This window comes from Undibacterium sp. Di27W, assembly GCF_049340345.1.
In the GTDB taxonomy this organism is placed as follows: domain Bacteria; phylum Pseudomonadota; class Gammaproteobacteria; order Burkholderiales; family Burkholderiaceae_D; genus Undibacterium.
Genome location: NZ_JBMPOS010000004.1, coordinates 269,723 through 292,001, shown reverse-complemented (window position 1 = coordinate 292,001; position 22,279 = coordinate 269,723). Strand labels below are relative to the sequence as shown.

The 22,279-nt window shown below is 50.4% G+C and carries 22 protein-coding genes; 13 read left to right on the top strand and 9 right to left on the bottom strand.

The genetic code is table 11. From position 1 onward, the window contains the following. Positions 1-8 precede the first annotated feature (8 nt). The 7 genes from argJ (at position 9) to ACO0LF_RS10915 (ending at position 7,721) form a co-directional block, all read left to right on the top strand. Entirely contained in the window at positions 9-1,247 is a 1,239-nt protein-coding gene (gene argJ / locus ACO0LF_RS10945; RefSeq protein ID WP_423014120.1) for a bifunctional glutamate N-acetyltransferase/amino-acid acetyltransferase ArgJ, read from the top strand. Between the two features lie 12 nt (positions 1,248-1,259). Next, positions 1,260-2,138: an ATP-binding protein gene (locus ACO0LF_RS10940; RefSeq protein WP_423014119.1), complete on the top strand. Its 879-nt coding sequence runs from the start codon at positions 1,260-1,262 to the stop codon at positions 2,136-2,138. Between the two features lies 1 nt (position 2,139). Continuing rightward, the gene (locus tag ACO0LF_RS10935; protein WP_423014118.1) at positions 2,140-2,559 is read left to right on the top strand and encodes an NUDIX domain-containing protein; all 420 of its coding nucleotides are present in this window, start codon (positions 2,140-2,142) and stop codon (positions 2,557-2,559) included. Between the two features lie 484 nt (positions 2,560-3,043). Beyond that, positions 3,044-4,156 carry an alanine racemase gene (gene alr / locus ACO0LF_RS10930; protein ID WP_423014117.1) on the top strand — a complete coding sequence of 371 codons (1,113 nt, stop codon included), beginning with the start codon at positions 3,044-3,046 and terminating at the stop codon, positions 4,154-4,156. Between the two features lie 114 nt (positions 4,157-4,270). Further along, positions 4,271-5,563 carry a D-amino acid dehydrogenase gene (locus tag ACO0LF_RS10925; protein WP_423014116.1) on the top strand — a complete coding sequence of 431 codons (1,293 nt, stop codon included), beginning with the start codon at positions 4,271-4,273 and terminating at the stop codon, positions 5,561-5,563. Next, positions 5,560-6,123, top strand: a complete 564-nt coding sequence (locus ACO0LF_RS10920; RefSeq protein WP_423014115.1) for a hypothetical protein — start codon at positions 5,560-5,562, stop codon at positions 6,121-6,123. The genes ACO0LF_RS10925 and ACO0LF_RS10920 overlap by 4 nt, the downstream gene beginning before the upstream one ends. Positions 6,124-6,152: 29 nt before the next feature. Further along, complete coding sequence (locus ACO0LF_RS10915) at positions 6,153-7,721, top strand: sigma-54-dependent transcriptional regulator (protein WP_423014114.1); 1,569 nt, start codon at positions 6,153-6,155, stop codon at positions 7,719-7,721. A gap of 62 nt (positions 7,722-7,783) precedes the next feature. Here the strand turns inward: ACO0LF_RS10915 and ACO0LF_RS10910 are convergent, their stop codons facing one another. The 7 genes from ACO0LF_RS10910 to ispB all read right to left on the bottom strand — a co-directional run bounded on the left by ACO0LF_RS10910 (position 7,784) and on the right by ispB (position 14,637). Further along, complete coding sequence (locus ACO0LF_RS10910) at positions 7,784-7,963, bottom strand: DNA gyrase inhibitor YacG (protein ID WP_423001908.1); 180 nt, start codon at positions 7,961-7,963, stop codon at positions 7,784-7,786. A 2-nt stretch (positions 7,964-7,965) separates the two neighbouring features. Further along, positions 7,966-8,721 carry a cell division protein ZapD gene (gene zapD, locus ACO0LF_RS10905; protein WP_423014113.1) on the bottom strand — a complete coding sequence of 252 codons (756 nt, stop codon included), beginning with the start codon at positions 8,719-8,721 and terminating at the stop codon, positions 7,966-7,968. A gap of 137 nt (positions 8,722-8,858) precedes the next feature. Then, a complete protein-coding gene (gene coaE / locus ACO0LF_RS10900; protein WP_423014112.1) occupies positions 8,859-9,473 on the bottom strand; it encodes a dephospho-CoA kinase in 615 nt (204 codons plus the stop codon). Then, positions 9,452-10,351 (bottom strand): prepilin peptidase, encoded by a 900-nt coding sequence (locus tag ACO0LF_RS10895; protein WP_423014111.1) that lies wholly within the window; start codon positions 10,349-10,351, stop codon positions 9,452-9,454. Before ACO0LF_RS10895 ends, coaE begins: the two co-directional genes overlap by 22 nt. Further along, on the bottom strand, positions 10,351-11,586 hold the full coding sequence (locus ACO0LF_RS10890; RefSeq protein ID WP_423014110.1) for a type II secretion system F family protein: 1,236 nt from the start codon (positions 11,584-11,586) through the stop codon (positions 10,351-10,353). The genes ACO0LF_RS10895 and ACO0LF_RS10890 overlap by 1 nt, the downstream gene beginning before the upstream one ends. A 15-nt stretch (positions 11,587-11,601) precedes the next feature. Continuing rightward, positions 11,602-13,332 carry a type IV-A pilus assembly ATPase PilB gene (pilB, locus tag ACO0LF_RS10885; protein WP_423014109.1) on the bottom strand — a complete coding sequence of 577 codons (1,731 nt, stop codon included), beginning with the start codon at positions 13,330-13,332 and terminating at the stop codon, positions 11,602-11,604. Positions 13,333-13,656: 324 nt separating this feature from the next. Beyond that, complete coding sequence (ispB, locus tag ACO0LF_RS10880) at positions 13,657-14,637, bottom strand: octaprenyl diphosphate synthase (RefSeq protein WP_423014108.1); 981 nt, start codon at positions 14,635-14,637, stop codon at positions 13,657-13,659. Between the two features lie 262 nt (positions 14,638-14,899). Between ispB and rplU the strand changes: the two genes are divergently transcribed. From rplU to proB, 4 genes are all read left to right on the top strand, one after another. Further along, positions 14,900-15,211, top strand: coding sequence for a 50S ribosomal protein L21 (gene rplU / locus ACO0LF_RS10875; protein WP_110255243.1), 312 nt, complete (start codon positions 14,900-14,902; stop codon positions 15,209-15,211). Positions 15,212-15,259: 48 nt separating this feature from the next. Beyond that, a complete protein-coding gene (rpmA, locus tag ACO0LF_RS10870; RefSeq protein WP_186952092.1) occupies positions 15,260-15,529 on the top strand; it encodes a 50S ribosomal protein L27 in 270 nt (89 codons plus the stop codon). Positions 15,530-15,781: 252 nt separating this feature from the next. Beyond that, positions 15,782-16,894, top strand: a complete 1,113-nt coding sequence (obgE, locus tag ACO0LF_RS10865) for a GTPase ObgE (RefSeq protein ID WP_110255241.1) — start codon at positions 15,782-15,784, stop codon at positions 16,892-16,894. 279 nt (positions 16,895-17,173) lie between these two features. Next, positions 17,174-18,292, top strand: coding sequence for a glutamate 5-kinase (gene proB, locus ACO0LF_RS10860; RefSeq protein WP_423014107.1), 1,119 nt, complete (start codon positions 17,174-17,176; stop codon positions 18,290-18,292). A gap of 72 nt (positions 18,293-18,364) precedes the next feature. Here proB and ACO0LF_RS10855 read toward each other — a convergent pair whose 3' ends face one another. Continuing rightward, the gene (locus tag ACO0LF_RS10855; protein WP_423014106.1) at positions 18,365-18,883 is read right to left on the bottom strand and encodes a CNP1-like family protein; all 519 of its coding nucleotides are present in this window, start codon (positions 18,881-18,883) and stop codon (positions 18,365-18,367) included. A gap of 3 nt (positions 18,884-18,886) precedes the next feature. Continuing rightward, complete coding sequence (locus ACO0LF_RS10850; RefSeq protein ID WP_423014105.1) at positions 18,887-19,477, bottom strand: RNA pyrophosphohydrolase; 591 nt, start codon at positions 19,475-19,477, stop codon at positions 18,887-18,889. A 224-nt stretch (positions 19,478-19,701) separates the two neighbouring features. Here ACO0LF_RS10850 and ACO0LF_RS10845 point away from each other — a divergent pair, with 224 nt between their 5' ends. Beyond that, a complete protein-coding gene (locus ACO0LF_RS10845; RefSeq protein ID WP_423014104.1) occupies positions 19,702-21,438 on the top strand; it encodes a proline--tRNA ligase in 1,737 nt (578 codons plus the stop codon). 194 nt (positions 21,439-21,632) lie between these two features. Beyond that, a complete protein-coding gene (locus tag ACO0LF_RS10840) occupies positions 21,633-22,151 on the top strand; it encodes a lytic transglycosylase domain-containing protein (RefSeq protein WP_423014225.1) in 519 nt (172 codons plus the stop codon). The last annotated feature ends 128 nt before the right edge of the window (positions 22,152-22,279 follow it).

Genomic DNA, 22,279 nt, shown 5'->3' with positions numbered 1-22,279 from the left:
GAAAAACCATGGCCGTTAATTCCCCCATCCCTGTGGCTGCAGATTTGAAACCGGTAGCCGGCATACGCCTCGGTTATGCCGAGGCTGGCATACGCAAGCCCAATCGCAAAGACGTACTGGTCATGGAACTGGCCCCTACGGCAACCGTCTCAGGGGTATTTACGACCAACCGCTTTTGCGCAGCACCCGTGCAAGTCTGCAAGGCCCACCTGGAAGGCTTGCACATGGCATCCAGCCCTATTCGGGCGCTGGTGGTGAATACTGGTAATGCCAATGCTGGTACTGGCGATGCTGGTCTGGCTGCTGCGAATGCAACTTGCGCTGCCCTGGCAGAATTGCTGGGTTGCGAAGCCTCTCAAATCCTGCCATTTTCTACTGGCGTGATCCTCGAACAATTACCAGTCGACAGGCTGGTAGCCGGTTTGCCAGCAGCCATAGCTAACCTGACGGACGATAACTGGTTCAATGCCGCTACCGCCATCATGACTACCGATACCCAGCCCAAGGCGGCCTCGGCGACGGTGGAAATCAACGGCAAAACCGTGACCATGACAGGCATCAGCAAAGGTGCTGGCATGATCAAGCCAAATATGGCGACCATGCTGGGCTATCTGGCGATAGATGCCAAGGTTGCGCAAAATGTGCTTGATCATATGGTCAAGCAGGCGGCTGACAAATCCTTTAACTGCATCACCATTGATGGTGATACTTCCACCAATGATTCCTTCATGCTCATCGCCACAGGCGCGGGTGAAGTTGAAGTCAATGATGTCGAGACACCTGAATATGTAGCACTGGCAGAAGCCGTGACTGCGCTGTCGCAAAAACTCGCCCACATGATTATCCGTGATGGCGAAGGCGCAACCAAGTTCATGACGATTGCAGTCGAAGAAGGCCGTGATGTAGAAGAGTGCCGCAAGATCGCTTATTCGATCGCCCATTCTCCATTGGTCAAAACCGCTTTCTTTGCTTCTGACCCTAACCTGGGCCGCATCCTGGCAGCCATAGGCTATGCCGGTGTGAATGACCTGGATGTGGGCAAGCTGAACTTGTACCTCGATGATGTCTGGGTCGCCAAGAATGGTGGCCGTAATCCTGAGTACCGTGAAGAAGATGGCCAGCGCATCATGAAGCAGAGTGAAATCACCATACGCGTCAAACTGGCGCGTGGCGATGCGGCAGCGACGGTCTGGACTTGCGACCTGTCGCATGACTATGTCTCCATCAACGCCGACTACCGCTCCTGATCTGGACAGACAATGACGCAGCTTGATCAATTTCTCTTGCGTGCCGAGCATTTGCTGAGCAGGCTGGAAAATATATTGCCAGCCAGCACACCAGCACCTGACTGGAACCTGGGCTTTGCCTATCGTTGGCGAGTGCGTGGTGGGCGTGGTGGTCAGGGTTATTTGCAAGTTGTGCGTCATGCCTCGACCATAGCGCTGGATGATTTGCGCAATGTCGCCGCACAAAAAGCCCAGATAGAACAAAATACCAGGCAATTCGTCCATGGCAAACCAGCCAATAATGTCTTGCTGACTGGTGCCCGTGGCACGGGTAAATCTTCCTTGATCAAGGCTTGTCTGAACCAGTTTTCTGACCAGGGCTTGCGCCTCATCGAAGTCGATAAAGCTGACCTGGCTGACTTGCCCGATATCGTCGACTTGATCGCAGAGCGCCCCGAGCGTTTCATTGTTTTTTGTGATGACCTGTCCTTTGAAGAAGGCGAGGCCGGTTACAAGGCCTTGAAGGTGGCGCTGGATGGCAGTATTTCTGCCCAGTCCGACAATGTGCTGATCTACGCTACATCTAACCGCCGCCATCTCTTGCCTGAGAAAATGTCAGACAATGCCAGCTATAAATATAGTGATGATGGCGACCTGCATCCCGGTGAAACGGTAGAAGAAAAAATCTCTTTGTCTGAGCGCTTTGGCCTCTGGGTTTCTTTCTATCCTTTCAAACAGGATGATTACCTCGACATCGTCGCCTACTGGCTGGGCAGCATGGCTTGTACTACTGCACAAATAGAAGAAGCACGTGGCGATGCCCTGCGCTGGGCTTTGCAGCGCGGTTCGCGTTCTGGCCGTGTGGCCTGGCAATTTGCCCGCGACTATGCTGGCAAGCTGGCGGAGTCCTGAGATGAGCGCAAAACCTGTGGATGTTGCCGTCGGCATCCTGATGAAAGCCAATGGCGATGTCTTGCTGGGGCAGCGTCCCGCTGGCAAACCGTATGAGGGTTATTGGGAATTCCCCGGTGGCAAGGTTGAGCCGGATGAATCCATACTCGATGCACTCAAGCGCGAATTTGTCGAAGAACTGGGTATTGAGGTGCTGACTGCTGAACCCTGGTGCGGCGTTGAGCATATCTATCCACATGCCCATGTCAGGCTGCATTTCTATATCAGTCGTGAATGGCAGGGCGAACCACAAAGTCTGGAAGGGCAAGCCTTTGCCTGGCAGGGCAGCGTGGAATTGACGCCGCTGCTGCCTGCCACCATACCCTTGCTGGAATGGCTGGACTTGCTGCGCAAGGACGAGGCTAGTCTGACGCTAGCTTGATATTTGCTGGTTATTTGCTGGCCATTTATCTGCATCCTCTCAGCCTCAAAATAGATCAGGGCCGACATTCGATGTCGGCGCTGACTCTTTTGGACTTACACTTTATTTCCCCACGTCTATACTTCATTTCATGCTGTTTTTGAATGATGTCATCAAACTGTCTTTTTATGACAAACAATCCGTAGTATCACTTATTGTCGGCGGCTATTTGGGCTGAGATTATCTGTGCTTTATTTTATTGTTGATGTGTATTGAAAACAATACAGTGTATTGAAATTCATACAGTGTGCAGTTTTTAGTACGCAATAGAGAGCAGGCTCTAGTTTGTAATGCGGAAGAAAATGCAAACTGTATTGAATTCAATACAGTAAATTTAAGAATTCCGACATAAATTCTATAAGTCCTTGAATTTCTTCAATAAAATTTTGTGGCACGACGATTGCATAACTAATCGCATTTCTTAAATGCGATGGAGTGGTGAGATATGAAGCAAGTTGCTGGAAGAGCAGGTGCAGTACTTCGTATTGACTTACAGGCAATACGTTATAACTATCGTCTGCTGCGCAGCTTACTGGGTGCTGCGAAATGTGGTGCTGCGGTCAAAGCGGATGCCTATGGGCTCGGAGCTGTGCCGGTGGTGCAAGCCTTATATGCCGAAGCTTGCCGGGATTTTTTTGTCGCGCATTTGCAAGAGGCAATCATCATCCGTGAACATTTGCCTGCAGATGCTGCCATCTATGTCATGCATGGCTCACCAGTTGGGCATGAGGCGGAATTATTGGAATATAACTGCACCCCAGTATTGAACAGCCTGCCACAAATGCTGGCCTGGCGTGCACTGGCGCAAAAAGAACAGCGCAGCCTGCCAGCCATCGTGCAAGTTGATACCGGCATGGCCAGAATGGGCTTGTCCGCAGCCGAGGTACAGCAATGGCAGGCCGATGCCAGCCTCAGCGATGGGATAGACCTGCAATACATCATGAGCCATCTGGTCAGTGCAGAAGACCAGGCCAACCCGGTCAATCAGCAACAGTTACTAGCCTTTAATGCCTTGCGCGCGCAAATCCCGGCTTGCCAGGGTTTGCCAGCCAGCCTGGCGAATTCTTCCGGCATCTTCCTGGGTAAAGACTTTCATTTCGACCTGGCTCGTCCTGGCGCTGCCTTGTATGGCGTGGCTCCTGTCGCCGGGCAGGCCAATCCCCTGCATGCGGTAGCTCATCTGCAAGGCCGCATCATACAAACCCGTGAAATCCCGGCGGACACGGGTGTCGGCTATGGATCAACCTGGCGCAGCAGCCAGACCACCCGTATAGCCACCGTTGGTGTTGGTTATGCTGATGGCTGGATGCGCAGCCTCAGTAATCGTGGCGTCGCCCATATTGCTGGCCAGGCTGTGCCCATGGTCGGTAATGTATCGATGGATACCATCACCCTGGATGTGACTGCGGTCGCCGCTGAACATCTGCAACCCGGCTCCATGGTGGATCTGATCTCCGCTAACAATACAGTAGATCAGGTGGCAGCACGTGCCAACACCATAGGCTATGAAATCCTGACCAGTCTGGGAGGCCGCTATGAGCGTACTTATAGCAATTAAACCTCATGCGTTCCTGACGCACAGTTAAAGATAACTGTAGTGCAGCAAAACAGCAGAACAACAGACAAGCAGATCAATCCAGCAATAAGCCAGCAATGAGCCGGGAGAAATAAAATGAAAATAGTTATATTGGGTGCAGGTGTTATCGGTACAGCGTCAGCCTATTATCTGGCCAAAGCAGGCCATGAAGTGACGGTCATAGAACGTCAGCCAGCCGCAGGACTGGAAACCAGTTTTGCCAATGCGGGTGAAGTTTCCCCTGGTTATTCTGCACCATGGGCTGGGCCAGGCGTACCTTTAAAGGCCATCAAATGGCTGATGATGCAGCATAGTCCCTTGGCGATACGCCCCAGCCTGGACCCAACCATGTGGCGCTGGGTCACGCAAATGCTGATGAACTGCACCAGCAAGCGCTATGAAATCAATAAAGGCCGTATGTTGCGCATGGCTGAATACAGCCGCGATGTCTTGCAACAACTGCGCAGCGATACCGGTATCAGCTATGACGAACGGACCCAGGGTACGTTGCAACTGTTCCGCAACCAGCAACAACTCGATGGTGCGGAGGCCGATATCGCCATCCTCAAGCGCTACGATGTGCCTTATGAAAAGCTGGACAAGGCGGCTTGCCTGAAAGTCGAACCGGCACTGGTCAATGTGCAGGATAAATTTGTCGGTGCCCTGCGTTTGCCAGGTGATGAAACTGGCGACTGCTTCAAGTTCACCCAGAGCCTGTCCAAATTCGCGCAAGAACTGGGTGTCCAGTTCAAATACGGCGTCACTATACAAAGACTGGTCAAGAGCGGCGATACCATCACTTCTGTCATCACCTCCGAAGGTGAGATCAAGGCAGACTGTTTCGTATTGGCACTTGGCAGTTACTCCCCGATTCTCTTGAAAGAATTGGGCATCAAAATTCCTGTTTACCCTATCAAGGGCTATTCAATCACCGTCCCCATCACCGACGCACAAAAAGCGCCGGAATCGACGGTCATGGATGAGACCTATAAAGTCGCCATTACTCGCCTGGGCGACCGCATACGTGTCGGCGGTACTGCCGAAATCACCGGCTATAACCTCGACCTGCGGGCAGACCGCCGCGCCACTCTGGAGCATTCAGTGACTGATTTGTTCCCTGGTGGTGGTGATGTCAGCAAAGCCGAATTCTGGACTGGCCTGCGTCCCATGACGCCGGACGGCACCCCTGTCATTGGCCCTACGCCTTACCGCAACCTGTACCTGAACACCGGTCATGGCACGCTGGGCTGGACCATGGCTTGCGGTTCTGGCCAGTTCATCGCTGACGTGGTTTCTGGCAAGCGCCCGGCTATTTCTACTGAAGGTTTATTCATGGACCGTTACGGCAGCGTCAACAGTCCAATTTTTATACACAAGGAGTTGGCATGAATGCAATTGAAGAGTTATTGTCATCAACCCAGGTTTTTTCAGATGCCAATCTGAATGCGCGGTTTTATACCGCCATAGAATTACTGGCGCAAATCATGATGGTGATGCCGCGTACAGCAAGCATCACTACACTGGCGCAGGCGACGGGCAAAACCCCGCGCCTGATACGTTCTATACTGGCGGTACTGAGCAAGGATGCCCTGGTCAGTCGTGACAGCAAAGAGAAAGATGCATGGCATTGCCGCGATTGTAATGGCATCATCACTCTGGCAGATGTCTACCGCAGTTTCGTCAATGCAGAAGAACGTGCTGCCGCCAAGGCCATCGAAAAAGCAGCAGAGGATGAAGAGGCAGAAGTACCACAGGAGAGACGTGCTGCTCGTACCTCCAGCCAGCAAAGCGTAGACCTGCTGATGATGCAAGTCAAAATGACGCTCAATCGTGCAGTCTTGCAGCAACTGGAACAATTTGATCTGGGCCGCTTGCGTGGGCTGGCATCGAATAGCGCTTTCCGTCGTCAGCATGCGCGTCCACGTGGCTATATCCCTGAGCCATATTAATCATCATCGTTTCATTACATTAGCAACGCATGCGCATCAATATCCAGTTCAAGGACAGAGTAGGTATTGCCCACGAAATACTGGCGGTATTGGCGCGTCGCGGGCTCAATGTGGTGGCGGTTGAAGTTGACCCACCCAATATCTATATCGACAGCCCTGAACTGCTGGAATTCATGCTGCCTTCCTTGCAGGCTGATTGCCAGTCTGTGCGTGGGGTAGGTGAAATAAAGGTGCTGGATGTCTTGCCCGGCATACGCAGACGCCTCAATCTCGACACCATGATGGCCGTCATGGAAGACCCGGTACTGGCGATTGATGCCAGCGGGCATATCGTGATTGCCAATGTGGCGGCTGCCACAGCAACTCGCATGAGCGAATCCAGCCTCTGCCAGCGCAGCCTGAACCAGGTGCTCGATGATGCTGGCATCCAGGAAGAATTGATCAACTGCGGGTTCCGCCTGCCCAGCCGTGAAGTCAGCCTGAATGGTGAGCCGTATTTCATGGATGTGACGCCAGTATCCGAGCCGCAGGGCATTGCTCACGGTGTTTCCATTGCGCATGGCCGCTCGGTTGGTGCGGTACTGACCTTTCATGCGCCGACGCGCATAGGCGGGCGCCTGCATGCTTTGCAGCACTCGGAAGGCAGTGGCTTTCATTTCATCATTGGTGAATCAGAGCAGATACGCAGCCTGAAAACCAAGGCCGCGCGCGTGGCTGTGGTCGATGCGCCTTTGCTCATCACTGGCGAGACTGGCACCGGTAAAGAATTGCTGGCCCAGGCTTGCCACGGTGTCAGTGGCCGCAGCAGCGCCGCTTTCCTGGAACTGAATTGTGCAGCCTTGCCAGAAAGTCTGGCCGAGAGCGAGTTATTTGGCTATATGTCAGGCGCCTTCACTGGTGCTCAGCGTGGCGGCAAACCTGGCCTGTTTGAAATGGCGGATGGGGGCACGGTCTTTCTTGATGAGATAGGCGAGATGTCGCTCTACCTGCAAGCCAAGCTACTGCGTTTCCTGAATGATGGCAAGTTCCGCCGCATAGGCAGTGATAAAGAGGTCAAGGTGAATGTGCGCATCATCAGCGCCACCCACAGGAACTTGCGCAAGATGGTGCAGGAAGGCAGTTTCCGTGAAGACTTGTTTTATCGCCTGAATGTCTTGCATCTGGAAATGCCAGCCCTGCGCGAGCGCCCTGACGATATCCTGCCGCTGGCCAGGCATTTCATAGAACGTGCCTGCACCCAGGCGCAAAAACCGGTATGCCGTTTGAATTCATCGGCCTGTGCGGCTCTGGTGTCCAACCATTGGCCGGGCAATGTCAGGCAATTGCAGAATGTGGTGTTCCGCGCGATTACCATGTCAGACCAGCGCGTACTGGATGCTGCCGACCTGGACTGGGCCGAGGGCAGTATCACGGCAGAAGTGGTGAAGAGCGATACGACGGAGAGCTGGGAGTTGTCGGTGAATGCCTTTGAGCGCAGTTTACTGGAAAACCTGTATCCACAATATCCATCCAGCCGCAAGCTGGCGACACGACTGGCGACTTCGCATTCAATGATTGCCACCAAGCTGCGTAAATACGGGATCCCGCAAAAGCGTTAGATTTTTGCGTAAGTGGCTTAATAAGCGGCTTTTTAGTGGTTTATCAGCGGCACATTAGCGGCTCATTCAGCCAGTTCTTCCGGATCTTCAGGTAGATTGACTGCAGGTATCGTGTATTTTTCTTCAGCCCAGGCACCCAGGTCGATTTGCTTGCAGCGCTCAGAGCAAAAAGGGCGCCAGCGGTTTTCTTCTTTCCATTCCACCTTGGTTTTGCAGGTGGGACAATCAACAAAAGTAGCCATGTTCAGAAATTACAGAGAGTCAGGTCAAACGGGATATCGTTTTCATAGGCCTTGGGCTTCATGTCGCCATCCTGGGACATAAAACGTATCCACAACATATATTTATTCGCAGAGATTTCAGGGATGGCACCAAGTTCTTGCAGGACATTGACGCGCAACAGCTGATAAACTTTGCCTTGTAGCATCTGCTGGTAGCTGCCAGCCTGAGCGATAACTTTGGAAGTGGAGCCAGATTCGCGCAACAGACGCAAGACCACATTGATGGCATCAAACAGCGGGGCGATAGGGGCAAACCAGGCACTGATGTCGGCAAAGCGTTTTTCCGGGCTATTTTTTTGCCAGGCATGGTAGCTGGGCAAATCAAATTCGCAGGCACCGCCAGGGATGATGGTGCGACCACGTATGCTCATCAGCCATTCATTGTCGCGTACGTTCTGGCCTGTTTTGCCTGTGCTGGCTACCAGGGCGCTGCTGGCGCGGTCAACATCATCCAACACTTTGTCCAGCATTTCTGCCTGTACATTGGGATTGGATTTGAAACTGATGAGTGTGTGTCTTTGTCTTTCGAGTTCCTGCAAGAGATCGGATTTGAGGTCGGCGCGACCAGCGACTTCCAACATTTCAAAAATGGTGGCAAGGGCAACGTGATGCTGCATGGGGTCAGACTGATGCAAGAAAAACGTGAATTTTTCGTATAAGTCTTCCAGCCGCAATAACGTGCGAATACGCTCGTTAAAAGGGTATTCGTAAACAATCAAAATAGTTTCCCTGTCAAAATTTGGTGCTCATCAAAGCTGCACATGATTCTGAACCATACTGTGTGAAATTACAAACACCACGTGCAGATTTCCCTTATTTTTTTTGTAGGAAATTGTTGCTTTCGGCACGCAAATACCTACTGACTGGTATCCGCAAGCTGCACATACTGTTGATGCAGGCGTAAAACTTCTGCGCGTATATTTTTTAAATCACCATCATTGACGATGACATCGTCCGCTGCATTGAGCCTGTCCTGCCGCCTGGCCTGATTACGCATGATGGCTTGCACCTGCTCTCTGTTTAACTGATTGCGCGACATAACGCGGCTGATCTGGGTTTCCTCATCGCAATCGACTACCAGGATGCGATCTACACGGTTTCTCCAATTGCCGGATTCTACCAGCAGAGGCACAATAAAGATGCGGTAGTCACCACTGGTTATGGACGCCTGGCGCTCAGTTTCTGCGCGTATCAAGGGGTGCAGTATGGCTTCCAGTTTGTGCTTTTGCTCTGGGTTGGCAAACACCAACTGACGTATTGCAGCCCGGTCCATGGCACCATCTGCAGTAATAAATTCAGCGCCAAACTGATTGCGTATGGCAGGAATGGCCAAACCATCCGGTGTGGTCAGTTGATGGGCGATCAGATCGGTATCGATGAGTGCAGCACCCAGTTCACCAAACATATTGGCGATCGTGGTCTTGCCACTACCTATGCCGCCTGTCAGCCCTAATGAGAAATTGCCAGCCATTGATTGGTACTCAAATAGAAGTCAACAATATCCTTACCCCAAATCAGCGCGATCAAGCCAGCACCTGTCAAATAAGGGCCAAAAGACATTTCTGTACCCCAACCCGTTTCTTTGCCCCGGCCCATTCTCGAAAACACGATTTGTGTAATGCCTATGGCCGCTCCAGCACAGCAAGACAGCATAATAATGACAGGCAGCACCGTCCAGCCCATCCATGCCCCCAAAGCTGCCAGCAGCTTGAAGTCACCATAACCAAAGCCTTCTTTACCTGTCAATAGTTTGTAGGCCCAATAAATCGACCATAACGACAGATAACCGGCACAAGCTCCCAAAACAGCATCCTTGAGCGGGACAAAGCTGCCATTGAGGTTGACCAGTAAACCTATCCACAGCAAGCTCAGGGTGAGATCGTCGAGCAGTAATTTGTGATCAAAATCAATAAAGGTCATGGAGATCAGAAACCAGACGAATACCACGGCACCCATGCCAGCCACGCCACTGCCAAAATGCCAGATCATGGCGGCAGAGAGCAGGGCAGTCAGCGCTTCTATGAGAGGATAGCGTATGGAAATTTTTGCCTTGCAACCCGTACATTTCCCACCAATCACCAGATAGCTGATGATGGGGATGTTTTCCATGGCTGTAATCTGATGACCGCAATGCGGGCAGGCAGACCTGGGTAGCGTGAGGTTGAATTTATCCTGGTGAGGCAGTTTTTCCTGACGTTGTTCAGCAACAAAATTATCGACCTCACGTAAATAGATTTTGGGCAGACGATAAATCACGACATTCAGAAAGCTACCTATCAGCAGTCCCAATAGCCCGAAGGCTATTGTGGACCATCCATTATGAGGTGGTGCGAAAAGTAATACTTCCATTATCCCGCAACCGCACCCATTTTGAAGATAGGCAGGTACATGGCGACCACCAGGCCACCAATGATGACACCCAGAATCACCATGATGATAGGTTCCATCAAACTGGACATGGAGGCGACAGCTTCATCGACTTCTTCTTCATAAAAATCGGCAACCTTGCCCAGCATCTGGTCCAGTGCACCTGATTCTTCACCAATGGCCACCATTTGCGTGACCATGGGAGGGAATACATTGGCATTTTGCATGGCGACCGTCAAACTGGTACCCGTGCTGACTTCAGTTTGAATTTTGATCGTGGCATCCAGATAAACGGCATTACCAGCAGCGCCGCCGACCGAATCGAGAGACTCAACCAGGGGTACACCCGCAGAGAACATGGTGGCAAGTGTGCGTGTCCAGCGCGCGATAGTCGCTTTTCTGATGACTGGGCCAAAGATAGGTGCTTGCAGTAACAATCTATCCATGGTCTGCTGCATTTTAAGCGAGCGCTTCCAGGTCTGGAAAAAGAAATACAGGCTGCCAAATAAAATACCAAAGATCAAATACCAATACTGAACAAAAAAGTCAGAAATGCCCATGATGAACAAGGTAGGCGCAGGCAATTCTGCACCAAAACTGGCAAATGTCTGTTTGAAAGCGGGTACCACCCAGATCATGATAACGGCAGTTACCAGGAAGGCAATCGACAGAATGGCGATAGGGTAAGTCAATGCTGACTTGATCTTGGCCTTGATGGCCAGGGTTTTCTCTTTGTAGATAGCCAAACGGGTCAGCAAATCTTCCAAAATACCTGCCTGCTCACCCGCACCGACCAGATTGCAGAACAGCGGGTCAAAATACAGGGGGAATTTGCGGAAAGCGGCGTTCAAGCTTGTTCCAGTTTCCACATCACCGCGAATATCCTGCAAAAGTTTGGAAACCGATGGATTGCTATGTCCCTTGGAAACAATATCAAAGGATTGCAATAAAGGCACGCCGGCCTTCATCATGGTAGCCAGCTGGCGGGTAAACAGCGTGATGTCCTTGTCGGTAATTTTCTTACCGGAGGTATAATTTTTCTTTTTTAATTTGGTGACCAGGATACCTTGCCTGCGCAAGGTGGCGTTCACTATCGCTTCACCACCAGCGCGTGTTTCGCCCCTGACTTGCTTGCCATATTTGTCTTTGCCTTCCCAGGCATACAAATGCTCTTTGATTTGTGATGATTTTGCCGATTTTGCCGCGCTGGTTGCCATATCATTATTCTCTTATTATTCGTTGGTACATCCGAGGACTTCCTCGAGGCTGGTCAGTCCCTGTCTGACTTTCATTAATCCAGATTGTCGTAAATTTCTGATACCTTCTCTTTGTGCCTGCTCTTCCAGGTCCAGTGCACTGGCACTGGCCAGGATCAGACGTTCCAGGGCTTCAGATATGGGCATCAGTTGATAGATACCTACACGCCCTTTGTAGCCACCACCGTTGCAACGGTCACAGCCAACCGGGCCATAAGGCTTCCAGCTGCCATCCAGATCTTCATCCTTGAAGCCAGCTGCCAGCAAGACTTCATCCAGAACTTCCACAGGTTTTTTGCAGGTACACAAACGGCGCGCCAGCCTTTGTGCCGTAATCAGGATGACGGAGGAGGCGATATTGAAGGGAGCTACCCCCATATTCATCAAACGCGTCAGGGTGGCAGGCGCATCATTGGTATGCAAGGTGGAAAACACCATGTGACCGGTTTGCGCAGCCTTGATGGCAATATCGGCAGTTTCCAGATCACGAATCTCACCCACCATGATGACATCAGGATCCTGACGCAAGAAAGACTTCAGCGCAGCTGCAAAGGTCAGGCCGGCCTTGTCATTGACGTTGACCTGATTGACTCCTGGCAAGTTAATCTCGGCCGGATCTTCAGCAGTGGAGATATTGATACCAGGTTTATTAATAACGTTAAGACAAGTATACAGAGACACGGTTTTACCAGAACCCGTAGGTCCGGTCACCAGCACCATGCCATAGGGACGTTGAATCGCATCCATCAAGATGGCTTTGTGATCCGGGTCATAGCCCAGAGCATCAATACCCATCTGTGCTTGCGAACCGTCCAGAATACGCATAACGATCTTTTCGCCAAACAGGGTAGGCAAAGTGCTCACACGAAAGTCGATGGATTTGCTGGCCGATAGCTGCAATTTCATACGACCATCTTGTGGTATCCGTTTTTCCGAGATGTCCAGCTTGGAAATAACCTTGATGCGTGAGGATAATTTATCCTTGATCGCCAGCGGTGGCTGAGCAATTTCCCTAAGTTCGCCATCGACACGAAAACGTATGCGGTAAAATTTTTCGAATGGCTCAAAATGTAAATCGGATGCCCCCATGTTAATGGCATCAATCAGCATTTTTTGCAGGAATTTAACGACTGGAGCATCATCAATCTCTGTTGCCTGTGCTTCCGCTGCTGCGCCGGCACCAAGATCATCTTCCTTGAATTCCAGATCAAAGTCATCGCCACCAATTTCATTAAGGCTTTGCTCTGAGGATTTACCCAGTTTTTCCAGCAGTTTAACCAGCGCGTCGTGTTGTACGACGATAATGTCTATACCCAGGCCAGTCTGAAATTTGACTTGGTCCAGGGCGGAATTATTGGTTGGATCAGAAATCGCCAAAGACACTTTATTGCCTTTTTTGGCCACCGCAAGCAGTCGTTGTGCCTGCATGAGTTTTTGATCTACCAGTTTATCCGGGATCAGAGACTCATTGATAACTGATAAATCCAGCAATGGGTAGCCGAATGCATCCGAGCAAAAGGTCGCCAGATCACGTGCGCTGACCGTGCCACTTTGTGTCAGGGCGTCAATGAAGCCTATCCTTTCGGCTTGCGCTTTTTTGCTGACGGTTTCAACTTGAGCCGGCGTCAATAAATTGGCCTGCATCAAGGCTCGCGCCAAGCCTGGCGTTGCCATTTGGGGCGCTGAATTTGGTAGGACTGCGGACATAGGATCTTTTGAGTAAATTTGCCAATACAATCAGTTGCCTTAGGATAATGCAACCAAGCCTGTTATTTGTAAAGTCGTTCCATAGTGTAGTCACACGGGACGAGGCAAAAAAATGCATTGCTGCTACAACGCCATCAAGTTTGGAATCATTTCGCCATTTTCGACGCTGATTCATTACTTCTTTACTCTGTATAGATTGTTTTCTGCCAAATAGCTATGCCAATTTTTTCAGACATTTTCTTGCCGCTTGGAGCGCAGAATTTGAGCAGCCGTGCAAGGCTGCCCGATTTTGTAACAATCTGTTAATTCCGCGAATTTCGCGATTTAATGATTCCTGCCTACGGCAAAAGCACACAGCTTCACCATGGCTTGTTTATATTGATTTTCTGGCCAGGCCGATATCGCAGCTGCCGCACGTTCTGCGGCTTTAACTGCCTCACTTTGAGTATAGGCGAGTGCCCCGGATTGGGTAATAGCGGCCAGTATGGCATCAAATTTGGATTCGTCGCCGTTTTCTATGCAGGCACGCACCAACTCACGTTCTTCTTCACTACCGTTTTTCATCAGATATATCAGCGGCAGGGTGGGTTTGCCTTCGCGCAAGTCATCACCTACGTTCTTGCCTATGTCATCTGCATTGCCAGAGTAATCAAGTACGTCATCAATCAATTGAAATGCCGTACCCAGCGAACGGCCATATTCTCCTGCAGCCTCAATCTCTGTTTGGCTGGCGCCAGCGATCAGGGCTCCGATTTCTGCCGCCGCTTCAAACAACTTGGCTGTCTTGGAGCGTATCACCTGCAGGTAGCGCTCCTCGGTCACGTCAGGATCATGCATATTCAATAACTGCAAGACCTCACCTTCGGCAATGACATTGGTGGCATCGGCCAGAATTTGCATGATGCGCATGCTATTGATGGACACCATCATCTGAAAGGCACGCGAATACAGGAAGTCACCTACCAGCACCGAGGCCGCATTGCCAAACAGGGCATTGGCTGTCTTGCGACCACGGCGCATGGATGATTCGTCAACAACGTCATCATGCAATAGGGTGGCGGTATGGATGAATTCGACAATGGCGGCCAGTTCATGATGGTGCCTGCCCTGATATTGAAAGGCATTCGCCACCAGCAAGACCAGTACTGGGCGTATGCGTTTGCCACCAGCACTGATGATGTATTCAGCGATCTGGTTGACCAGCGCAACTTCAGAGTGCAATTTATTGCGTATGACTTGATTTACCTCGTTCATGTCGGAGGAAATCAATTCTGTAATGGGGTTTTGGTTGTTTGTGGCAGACAAGGGGGAACCTGCTTAAAAATCCGGGATGGCCGAGATTATACGATGCAGTGCTGGTATTTGCTTGAATTGCACCAGTTCTCTTGTGCATCATCTATTTCTTACCAGCAAATTGCCCGTTTACTATGGCTTTGCTGAAAAAATATGCAAATAGTCTTTGACGCATTTAGCAGGATTATGTACAATTTGGGGTTTTCCCGACTTCCCAGGTGCATTTTTGTCTGGCGGGGAGAAAATCCCTAATATTTATTTGATGAGGTTTCACATGTACGCGGTCATAAAAACCGGAGGCAAACAATACAAAGTTGTCGCTGGTGAAAAACTTAAAGTAGAACAGATACCTGCAGACATTGGCTCCGAAATCACCATTGATCAAGTGCTCGCTTTGGGCGCTGGTGAGACCATTAAGTTTGGTGCTCCATTGGTCGCAGGTGCTACGGTGCTGGCTAAGGTTATAGATCACGGTCGTCACGACAAAGTGCGCATTTTCAAAATGCGTCGTCGTAAGCACTATCAGAAACGTCAAGGCCATCGCCAAAACTACACTGAACTGCAAATCGTTTCTATCAACGGCTAATCTGTAGATCAGCAATCAATCTACCTGTATTTAAGGAGCTAATTAAAAATGGCACACAAAAAAGGCGGCGGCACCACGCGCAATGGTCGTGACTCAGAATCAAAACGCCTTGGCGTTAAAGTCTACGGCGGCCAAGCTATCAATGCTGGCGGTATCATCATTCGTCAACGCGGCACTCGCGTACACGCTGGTGAAAATGTTGGTATGGGCAAAGATCACACTTTGTTCGCTCTGGTTAACGGCAAAGTACAATTTGCGATCAAAGGTGCAGCACGTCACCAGTTCGCTATTGTTGTTGCAGACGCAGCAGCAGCGTAATGCATTGAAGTAATTCAAGGCAGGGCGCAAGCCAGTATGATAAAAAGGCTCTGCCATCGGTAGGGCCTTTTTAGTTGGATCAGTCATTATCCAACTTATTGCGGCCGTACTTCGCCGCAAGCTCAAACCTCTCCGTAAGCACACCCTGGATAGACAGTTTGGTGTTAGTCCTTTTAATTTGAAGAAATCCTGTATAAATTTATTGTTCCATCAGGTTACAAAAATTTATACAAGCTTTTTTAGGTGGTAAAAATGAAATTTATTGATGAAGCCCGTATCGAAGTAATCGCCGGCGATGGTGGCAATGGTGTGGCATCCTTTTGCCGTGAGAAATTCCGTCCATTTGGTGGCCCTGACGGTGGTGATGGTGGTCGTGGCGGCAGTATCTGGGCTGTAGCTGACCGTAATATCAACACCCTGGTTGATTATCGCTATTCCAAATTGCATAAAGCCAAAGACGGTGAAAATGGCCGTGGTGCAGATTGCTACGGCAAAGGCGCTGACGATATCCGTCTGCGCATGCCGGTTGGCACGCAAATTTGCGACAGAAATACCGATGAAGTCATCGCTGATCTGACCGAACATGGCCAGGAAGTTGAACTGGTCAAAGGCGGCGAGGGCGGCTGGGGTAATATCCACTTCAAGACTTCCACCAACCGTGCGCCACGTCAGCGCTCCGATGGTAAAGAAGGCGAACGCCGCGAATTGCGTCTGGAACTGAAAGTATTGGCTGACGTAGGCCTCCTGGGTTTGCCAAATGCCGGTAAATCGACTTTCATTACTGCCGTATCGAATGCACGCCCGAAAATCGCTGATTATCCTTTCACGACCCTGCATCCTAATCTGGGCATGGTCCGTGTCAGCCATGAGAAAAGCTTTGTCATCGCCGATATTCCTGGTTTGATTGAAGGCGCTGCCGATGGTGCCGGTCTGGGCATACAATTCCTGAAGCATTTGCAACGCACAGGCTTGCTCTTGCACATTGTTGATCTGGCACCGTTTGATGAAGCCGTCGATCCTGTCAAAGAAGCCAAGGCCTTGATCAAGGAATTGCGTAAATACGACGAAAGTCTGTATGAGAAGCCACGCTGGCTGGTACTCAACAAGCTTGATGTGCTGACAGAAGATGAGCGTAAGAAAAAGGTCAAAGACTTTATCAAACGCTTTGCCTGGAAAGGCCCGGTCTTTGAAATTTCCGCCTTGAACCGTGAAGGTTGCGAAGAGCTGGTGACCGAGATCTATAAATATCTGGAAGAAAAGCGTACGCATGAACAACGTTCGCAAGAAACCACGATGAAAGAAGAAGCGCAGGGTATTTTGTCTATTGATCCAGATGATCCGCGTTTTAAAGTAATTGAAGACTAAAAGAAAACCTGGTGAAAACCAGGTTTTTTTACATCTGCCATCAACTGCTCACGCATTGCTCATCAAGCCCCTCACAACCTGTAAGGATTGAATATTAATGATTGTTTTATTGTTAAAATAATTTCTTTTTAATAATAAAAATCTCATAAAAAGTAGAATATAGCTTTTAAATATGAATTAAATTTAGATTGCAATGATAGTATCCATATAAAGTATAATTTTGATTTGTTTGCCACTTTTGTGTGGCAACGTCGCCAAATCATATTTCCGTACTCATTTATGCAATCTGTCATTCAGCAAGCAAAACGTTTGATTATCAAAGTAGGTTCGTCCCTGGTCACTAATGATGGCAAGGGCTTGGACCAGCAAGCCATCGCCAAATGGGCGGCGCAAATTGCTGGCCTGCGTGCCATGGGCAAGGAAGTAGTGCTGGTCAGCTCTGGTGCTATCGCCGAAGGGCGACAACGCCTGGGTTTTGAAAAACGGCCGACGGCCATTCATGAATTGCAGGCCTGTGCCGCTGTCGGCCAAATGGGCCTGGCACAAATTTATGAAAGCAGTTTTCGTGAACACCAGATAGGTACGGCGCAGATTTTATTGACGCATGCTGACCTGGCTGACCGTGAGCGTTATCTGAATGCACGTTCCACCTTGTTTACCTTGCTGCGCTTTGGCATCGTTCCCATCATCAATGAAAACGATACGGTGGTCACCGACGAAATCAAATTTGGTGATAACGACACTCTGGGGGCACTGGTCGCTAATCTGATTGAAGGCGACGCCCTGATCATCCTGACTGACCAAAAAGGTTTGTATACGGCTGACCCGCGTAAAAACCCGGATGCCCAGTTTGTCCACGAAGCCCGGGCCGGTGACCCGTCACTGGAAGCCATGGCGGGTGGTGCTGGTTCCAGCGTCGGCAGTGGCGGCATGTTGACCAAGATTTTGGCAGCCAAGCGCGGCGCACGCTCTGGTACACATACCGTCATCGCCTGGGGGCGTGAAGAGAATGTCTTGTTGCGTCTGGCGCAAGGTGAGGCCATAGGTACGCAGTTGATTTCGCAGATGGCACCAGTGGCAGCACGCAAACAATGGATGATGGATCATTTACAGACCCTGGGCCAGGTTGTGCTGGATGCCGGTGCGGTACAAAAACTGACGCAGGAAGGCAAGTCCTTGCTACCCATAGGCGTAGTCGATGTGCGGGGTGAATTCAGTCGCGGTGCGGTAGTGACTTGCTGTGATGAGGCTGGTACACCGGTAGCCAGAGGCTTGATTAATTACTCAAGCGCAGATGCCCGCCGCATCAAGCGCCATGCTTCGGCTGAGATCGAGGCCATTCTTGGTTTTGTTGAAGAATCTGAGCTGATACACCGGGATAATCTGGTGTTGTTATAAATCAGATATAAAAATGGGTACTGAATTTAAAAATTCAGTACCCATTTTATTTCGGCATTCTATTGCAGCGTTTTAGTAATAGGACATCTTCTTGCCACGCAGCTTATCCAGCAAAACACTGGCTTTGCCTGCGATAGTTTTACCTTCACAAAAATACTCAGAGTACAAAGTCGCATGCTGTTTATTGACGCCAGTGTTTGTGATGGCATCCCATTGATTGCGGCGCGAGCGTGACCAGGTACCATCCGGGCGTCCAAAGGCATACAGCTTGACTTCATATGACTGGCAACGCAAGCCTTCAAAGCTGATATTCCTGGCACCACCAGAGCTGGTGGCAACCATGGTATAACGGATAGTGCCATCAGTTGCCACGATGAGCGACTTGGTATCAATCGCAAACGTCTGGCTGGGGCTCTTGTAAAAATTTAAAAGATTTTCAGGCTTGGGTGCCTCCGGCAATTGCAGGGCGACTTCATGCCATTCTTTGTCATTTTCTTCCTCTTCATCTGCAGCAAAAGCCAGGCTGGCAGGTAACAGTGCCATGCCTATGATGAAGATATGGTGGAGATAGCGTAGTTTTTTATTCAACATAAATTATTTGGATTCTTCCGGCTCGGTTTTCTTGCAATCCTGATTTTTTTGCGTTTGTTGAGTTTGTTGCGACTGTTGCTGATTACGCAAATAGCGGTTGCGGCTGGAATTGGGGTGCTCGGTACGGTGTACATAGCGTGACAATTCCTGCAAGGCCAGTTGGTAAACGCCGCGCTTGAATTCAATCACCACATCCAGCGGTACCCAATAGTCATGCCAGCGCCATGCATCAAATTCAGGATGGGTGCTGGCCCGTAAATTGACATCGCAATCACGGCCTATCATGCGCAACAGGAACCAGATCTGTTTTTGCCCGCGATAATGCCCGCGGATTTCACGCTTGATAAAATGATCCGGCACTTCATAGCGCAGCCAGTCACGGGTACGGCCTATGACTTTGACGTGCTCAGGCAATAAGCCGGTTTCTTCTTCGAGTTCGCGGAACATGGCCTGTTCCGGTGACTCACCATATTTAATGCCACCCTGGGGGAATTGCCAGGAGTGCTCGCGCACCCGCTTTCCCCACCAGACTTCATTGTTGGCGTTTAGCAAAATTATGCCAACGTTAGGGCGGAAGCCTTCACGATCCAGCATGTTCAACCTCAAAACTTTCTGTGGCTAAACGGCTTGCTCCTGCAATAGATAGCGTTGAGAGCGTTTGTTTCGTCGAAAAATACCGCGTTTTTCGACGGACAGCCCCCTGGGAGGCGAACAAATCGCAGTTTCCTTCATCAAATGTGCAAAGAGTGGGCGCATTAGCCAGCTAATCCTTTAAAATTGAGTTGATTATAACCCTCCATTTAAAAAGAATCACTGTCATGCGTGCTACACGATTTTTTATTTCTACACAGAAAGAAGCTCCTGCCGATGCCGAGATCGTCAGCCATAAACTGATGATGCGTGCGGGCATGATTAAACGCCTCGGTTCCGGCATCTACAACTACATGCCCATGGGCTTGCGCATCATCCGCAAAGTAGAGAATATTGTTCGTGAAGAAATGAATCGCGCCGGTGCGATAGAAATGCTGATGCCCGTCGTGCAACCTGCAGAACTCTGGCAAGAAACTGGCCGCTGGGACAAGATGGGCCCGGAACTCATGCGTGTCAAAGACCGTCATGGCCGCGATTACATCATCCAGCCTACGTCTGAAGAGGCGATTACTGACGTCATACGTACAGAAATCCGCTCCTACCGCCAGTTGCCTGTGAATTTTTATCACATCCAAACCAAGTTCCGTGACGAACGCCGTCCACGTTTTGGTCTCATGCGTGGTCGTGAATTCACCATGAAAGATGCGTATTCCTTTGACCGCAATGTTGAAGACATGCAAAAGTCTTATGAAATCATGTACGACGCTTATACGCGTATCTTCCAGCGCTTTGGCCTGGAATTCCGTGCGGTAGCGGCTGACAATGGCGCGATTGGTGGTTCTGGCTCCCATGAATTCCACGTCATCGCCGATACGGGTGAAGATGCGCTGGTGTATTGCCCGACCTCTGACTACGCTGCCAACATGGAAGCGGCAGAAGCTCTGCCTACGCAAACCAGTCGCCCGGCTGCCACTGCTGCGCTGACCAAGACTGCCACGCCTGGTAAAGCCAAGTGTGAAGATGTTGCACAATTGCTTAATATTCCGCTAGAAACCACCGTCAAGTCTATCGTGCTGGCAGTTGATGCCGAAAAAGACAGTGGCAAGCCAGCGCAAATCTGGTTGCTGTTATTGCGTGGCGACCATGACCTCAATGAAGTCAAGGCAGGCAAGATAGCGGGTATGGCTAACTACCGCTTTGCTACCGAGGCAGAAATTGTCGAGCATTTTGGCACCAAGCCAGGCTACCTCGGCCCTATCGGCACACAAAAACCAGTCAATATCGTGGCTGACAGAACTGTCGCCAACATGGCTGACTTTGTTTGTGGCGCCAATGAAGCGGACTTCCATTTCACCGGCGCCAACTGGGGCCGTGATTTGCCTGAGCCTGTCGTTGCTGATTTGCGTAATGTCGTCGCTGGTGATCCATCACCAGATGGCAAAGGTGTATTGGCGATACAGCGCGGTATCGAAGTTGGCCATGTATTCCAGCTCGGCACCCGCTATTCATCCGACATGAAAGCCACTTTCCTGGATGAAAACGGCAAACCACAATTGCTGCAAATGGGTTGTTATGGCATAGGTGTGACCCGTATCCTGGGCGCAGCGATAGAACAGAATTTTGATGACAAGGGCATCATCTGGCCAACGTCGATTGCACCGTTTGAAGTCGTCATTTGCCCCATGGGCATGGACCGCAGCGAAGCCGTCAAAACGGAAGCAGAGGCCTTGTATCATTCCTTGCTGGCAGCTGGCGTTGACGTAATACTGGATGACCGTGGCGAACGCCCTGGTGCCATGTTTGCTGACTGGGAACTGATAGGCGTGCCACACCGCATCGTCATCGGTGACCGCGGCCTTAAAGATGGCAAGCTGGAATATCTGGGTCGCCGAGATACTGAAGCCAGCAATGTGCCTGTGGCCGAGATGCTGGCCTTCATCCAGGCCAAAATGGCAGATAAATAAGTCGCAGGATGAAGTATTTTTTCTTGCGCTTTTGCGTCTGGTGCAAAGGAAGATGGAGTGCTGGCAGCAAGTGGGATCTGCAAGTCACGCAAGCTATAGGGGGAGGATGGAAAAAATCCATCCTTCGTGCGGCGATCTGCCTGTTGGCGGTTTCTGTATTACCGGTGCAAGCCGGTAATCAAAAAGAAGAAGCCATGGCAGATTCCGTGCGTCTGGCATTGGCCAAAGCTATTTCTGACTCCACACCACCCAAACCTACATTTGCCAATATCGAAGAACGTATCAAATACCTTAGCTGGCAAGGGGAAATGGCGACCCGCCTCAAGCGCCGTATCCCCGATTTACAGACCCGTAAGGAATTGCTGGATGCCATCTGGTATGAATCCAAGCGCGCTGGCCTGGATGTTGCCATGGTCATGGGTTTGATACAGGTAGAATCTGCCTTCCGCAAGTATGCGACCTCGGTCGTTGGTGCGCGCGGTTTTATGCAAGTCATGCCTTTCTGGTCACGCGTTATCGGCGATGGGGATGCCCAAAAACTGTTCCAGATGCAAACCAATCTGCGTTATGGCTGCTCCATTTTGCGTCTGTATATCGATATGGAAAAAGGCGATCTTTACCTGGCACTGGGGCGCTATAACGGCAGCCGCGGCCGCCCTGAATATCCCAAGGCCGTGCTGGCCAACTGGAAGAATTGGGAATTGAATAGTTAATGTAGGAAGAGAGTGGGGCTGATGCCCCATTTTTTTGGGGCGGTAGCAAAACACGCTACTTCAGGGCTTGTAAAACTATGCTTTTAAAAATTAACGGGCCAAGCAGGACCAGGCATTCCATGATATCT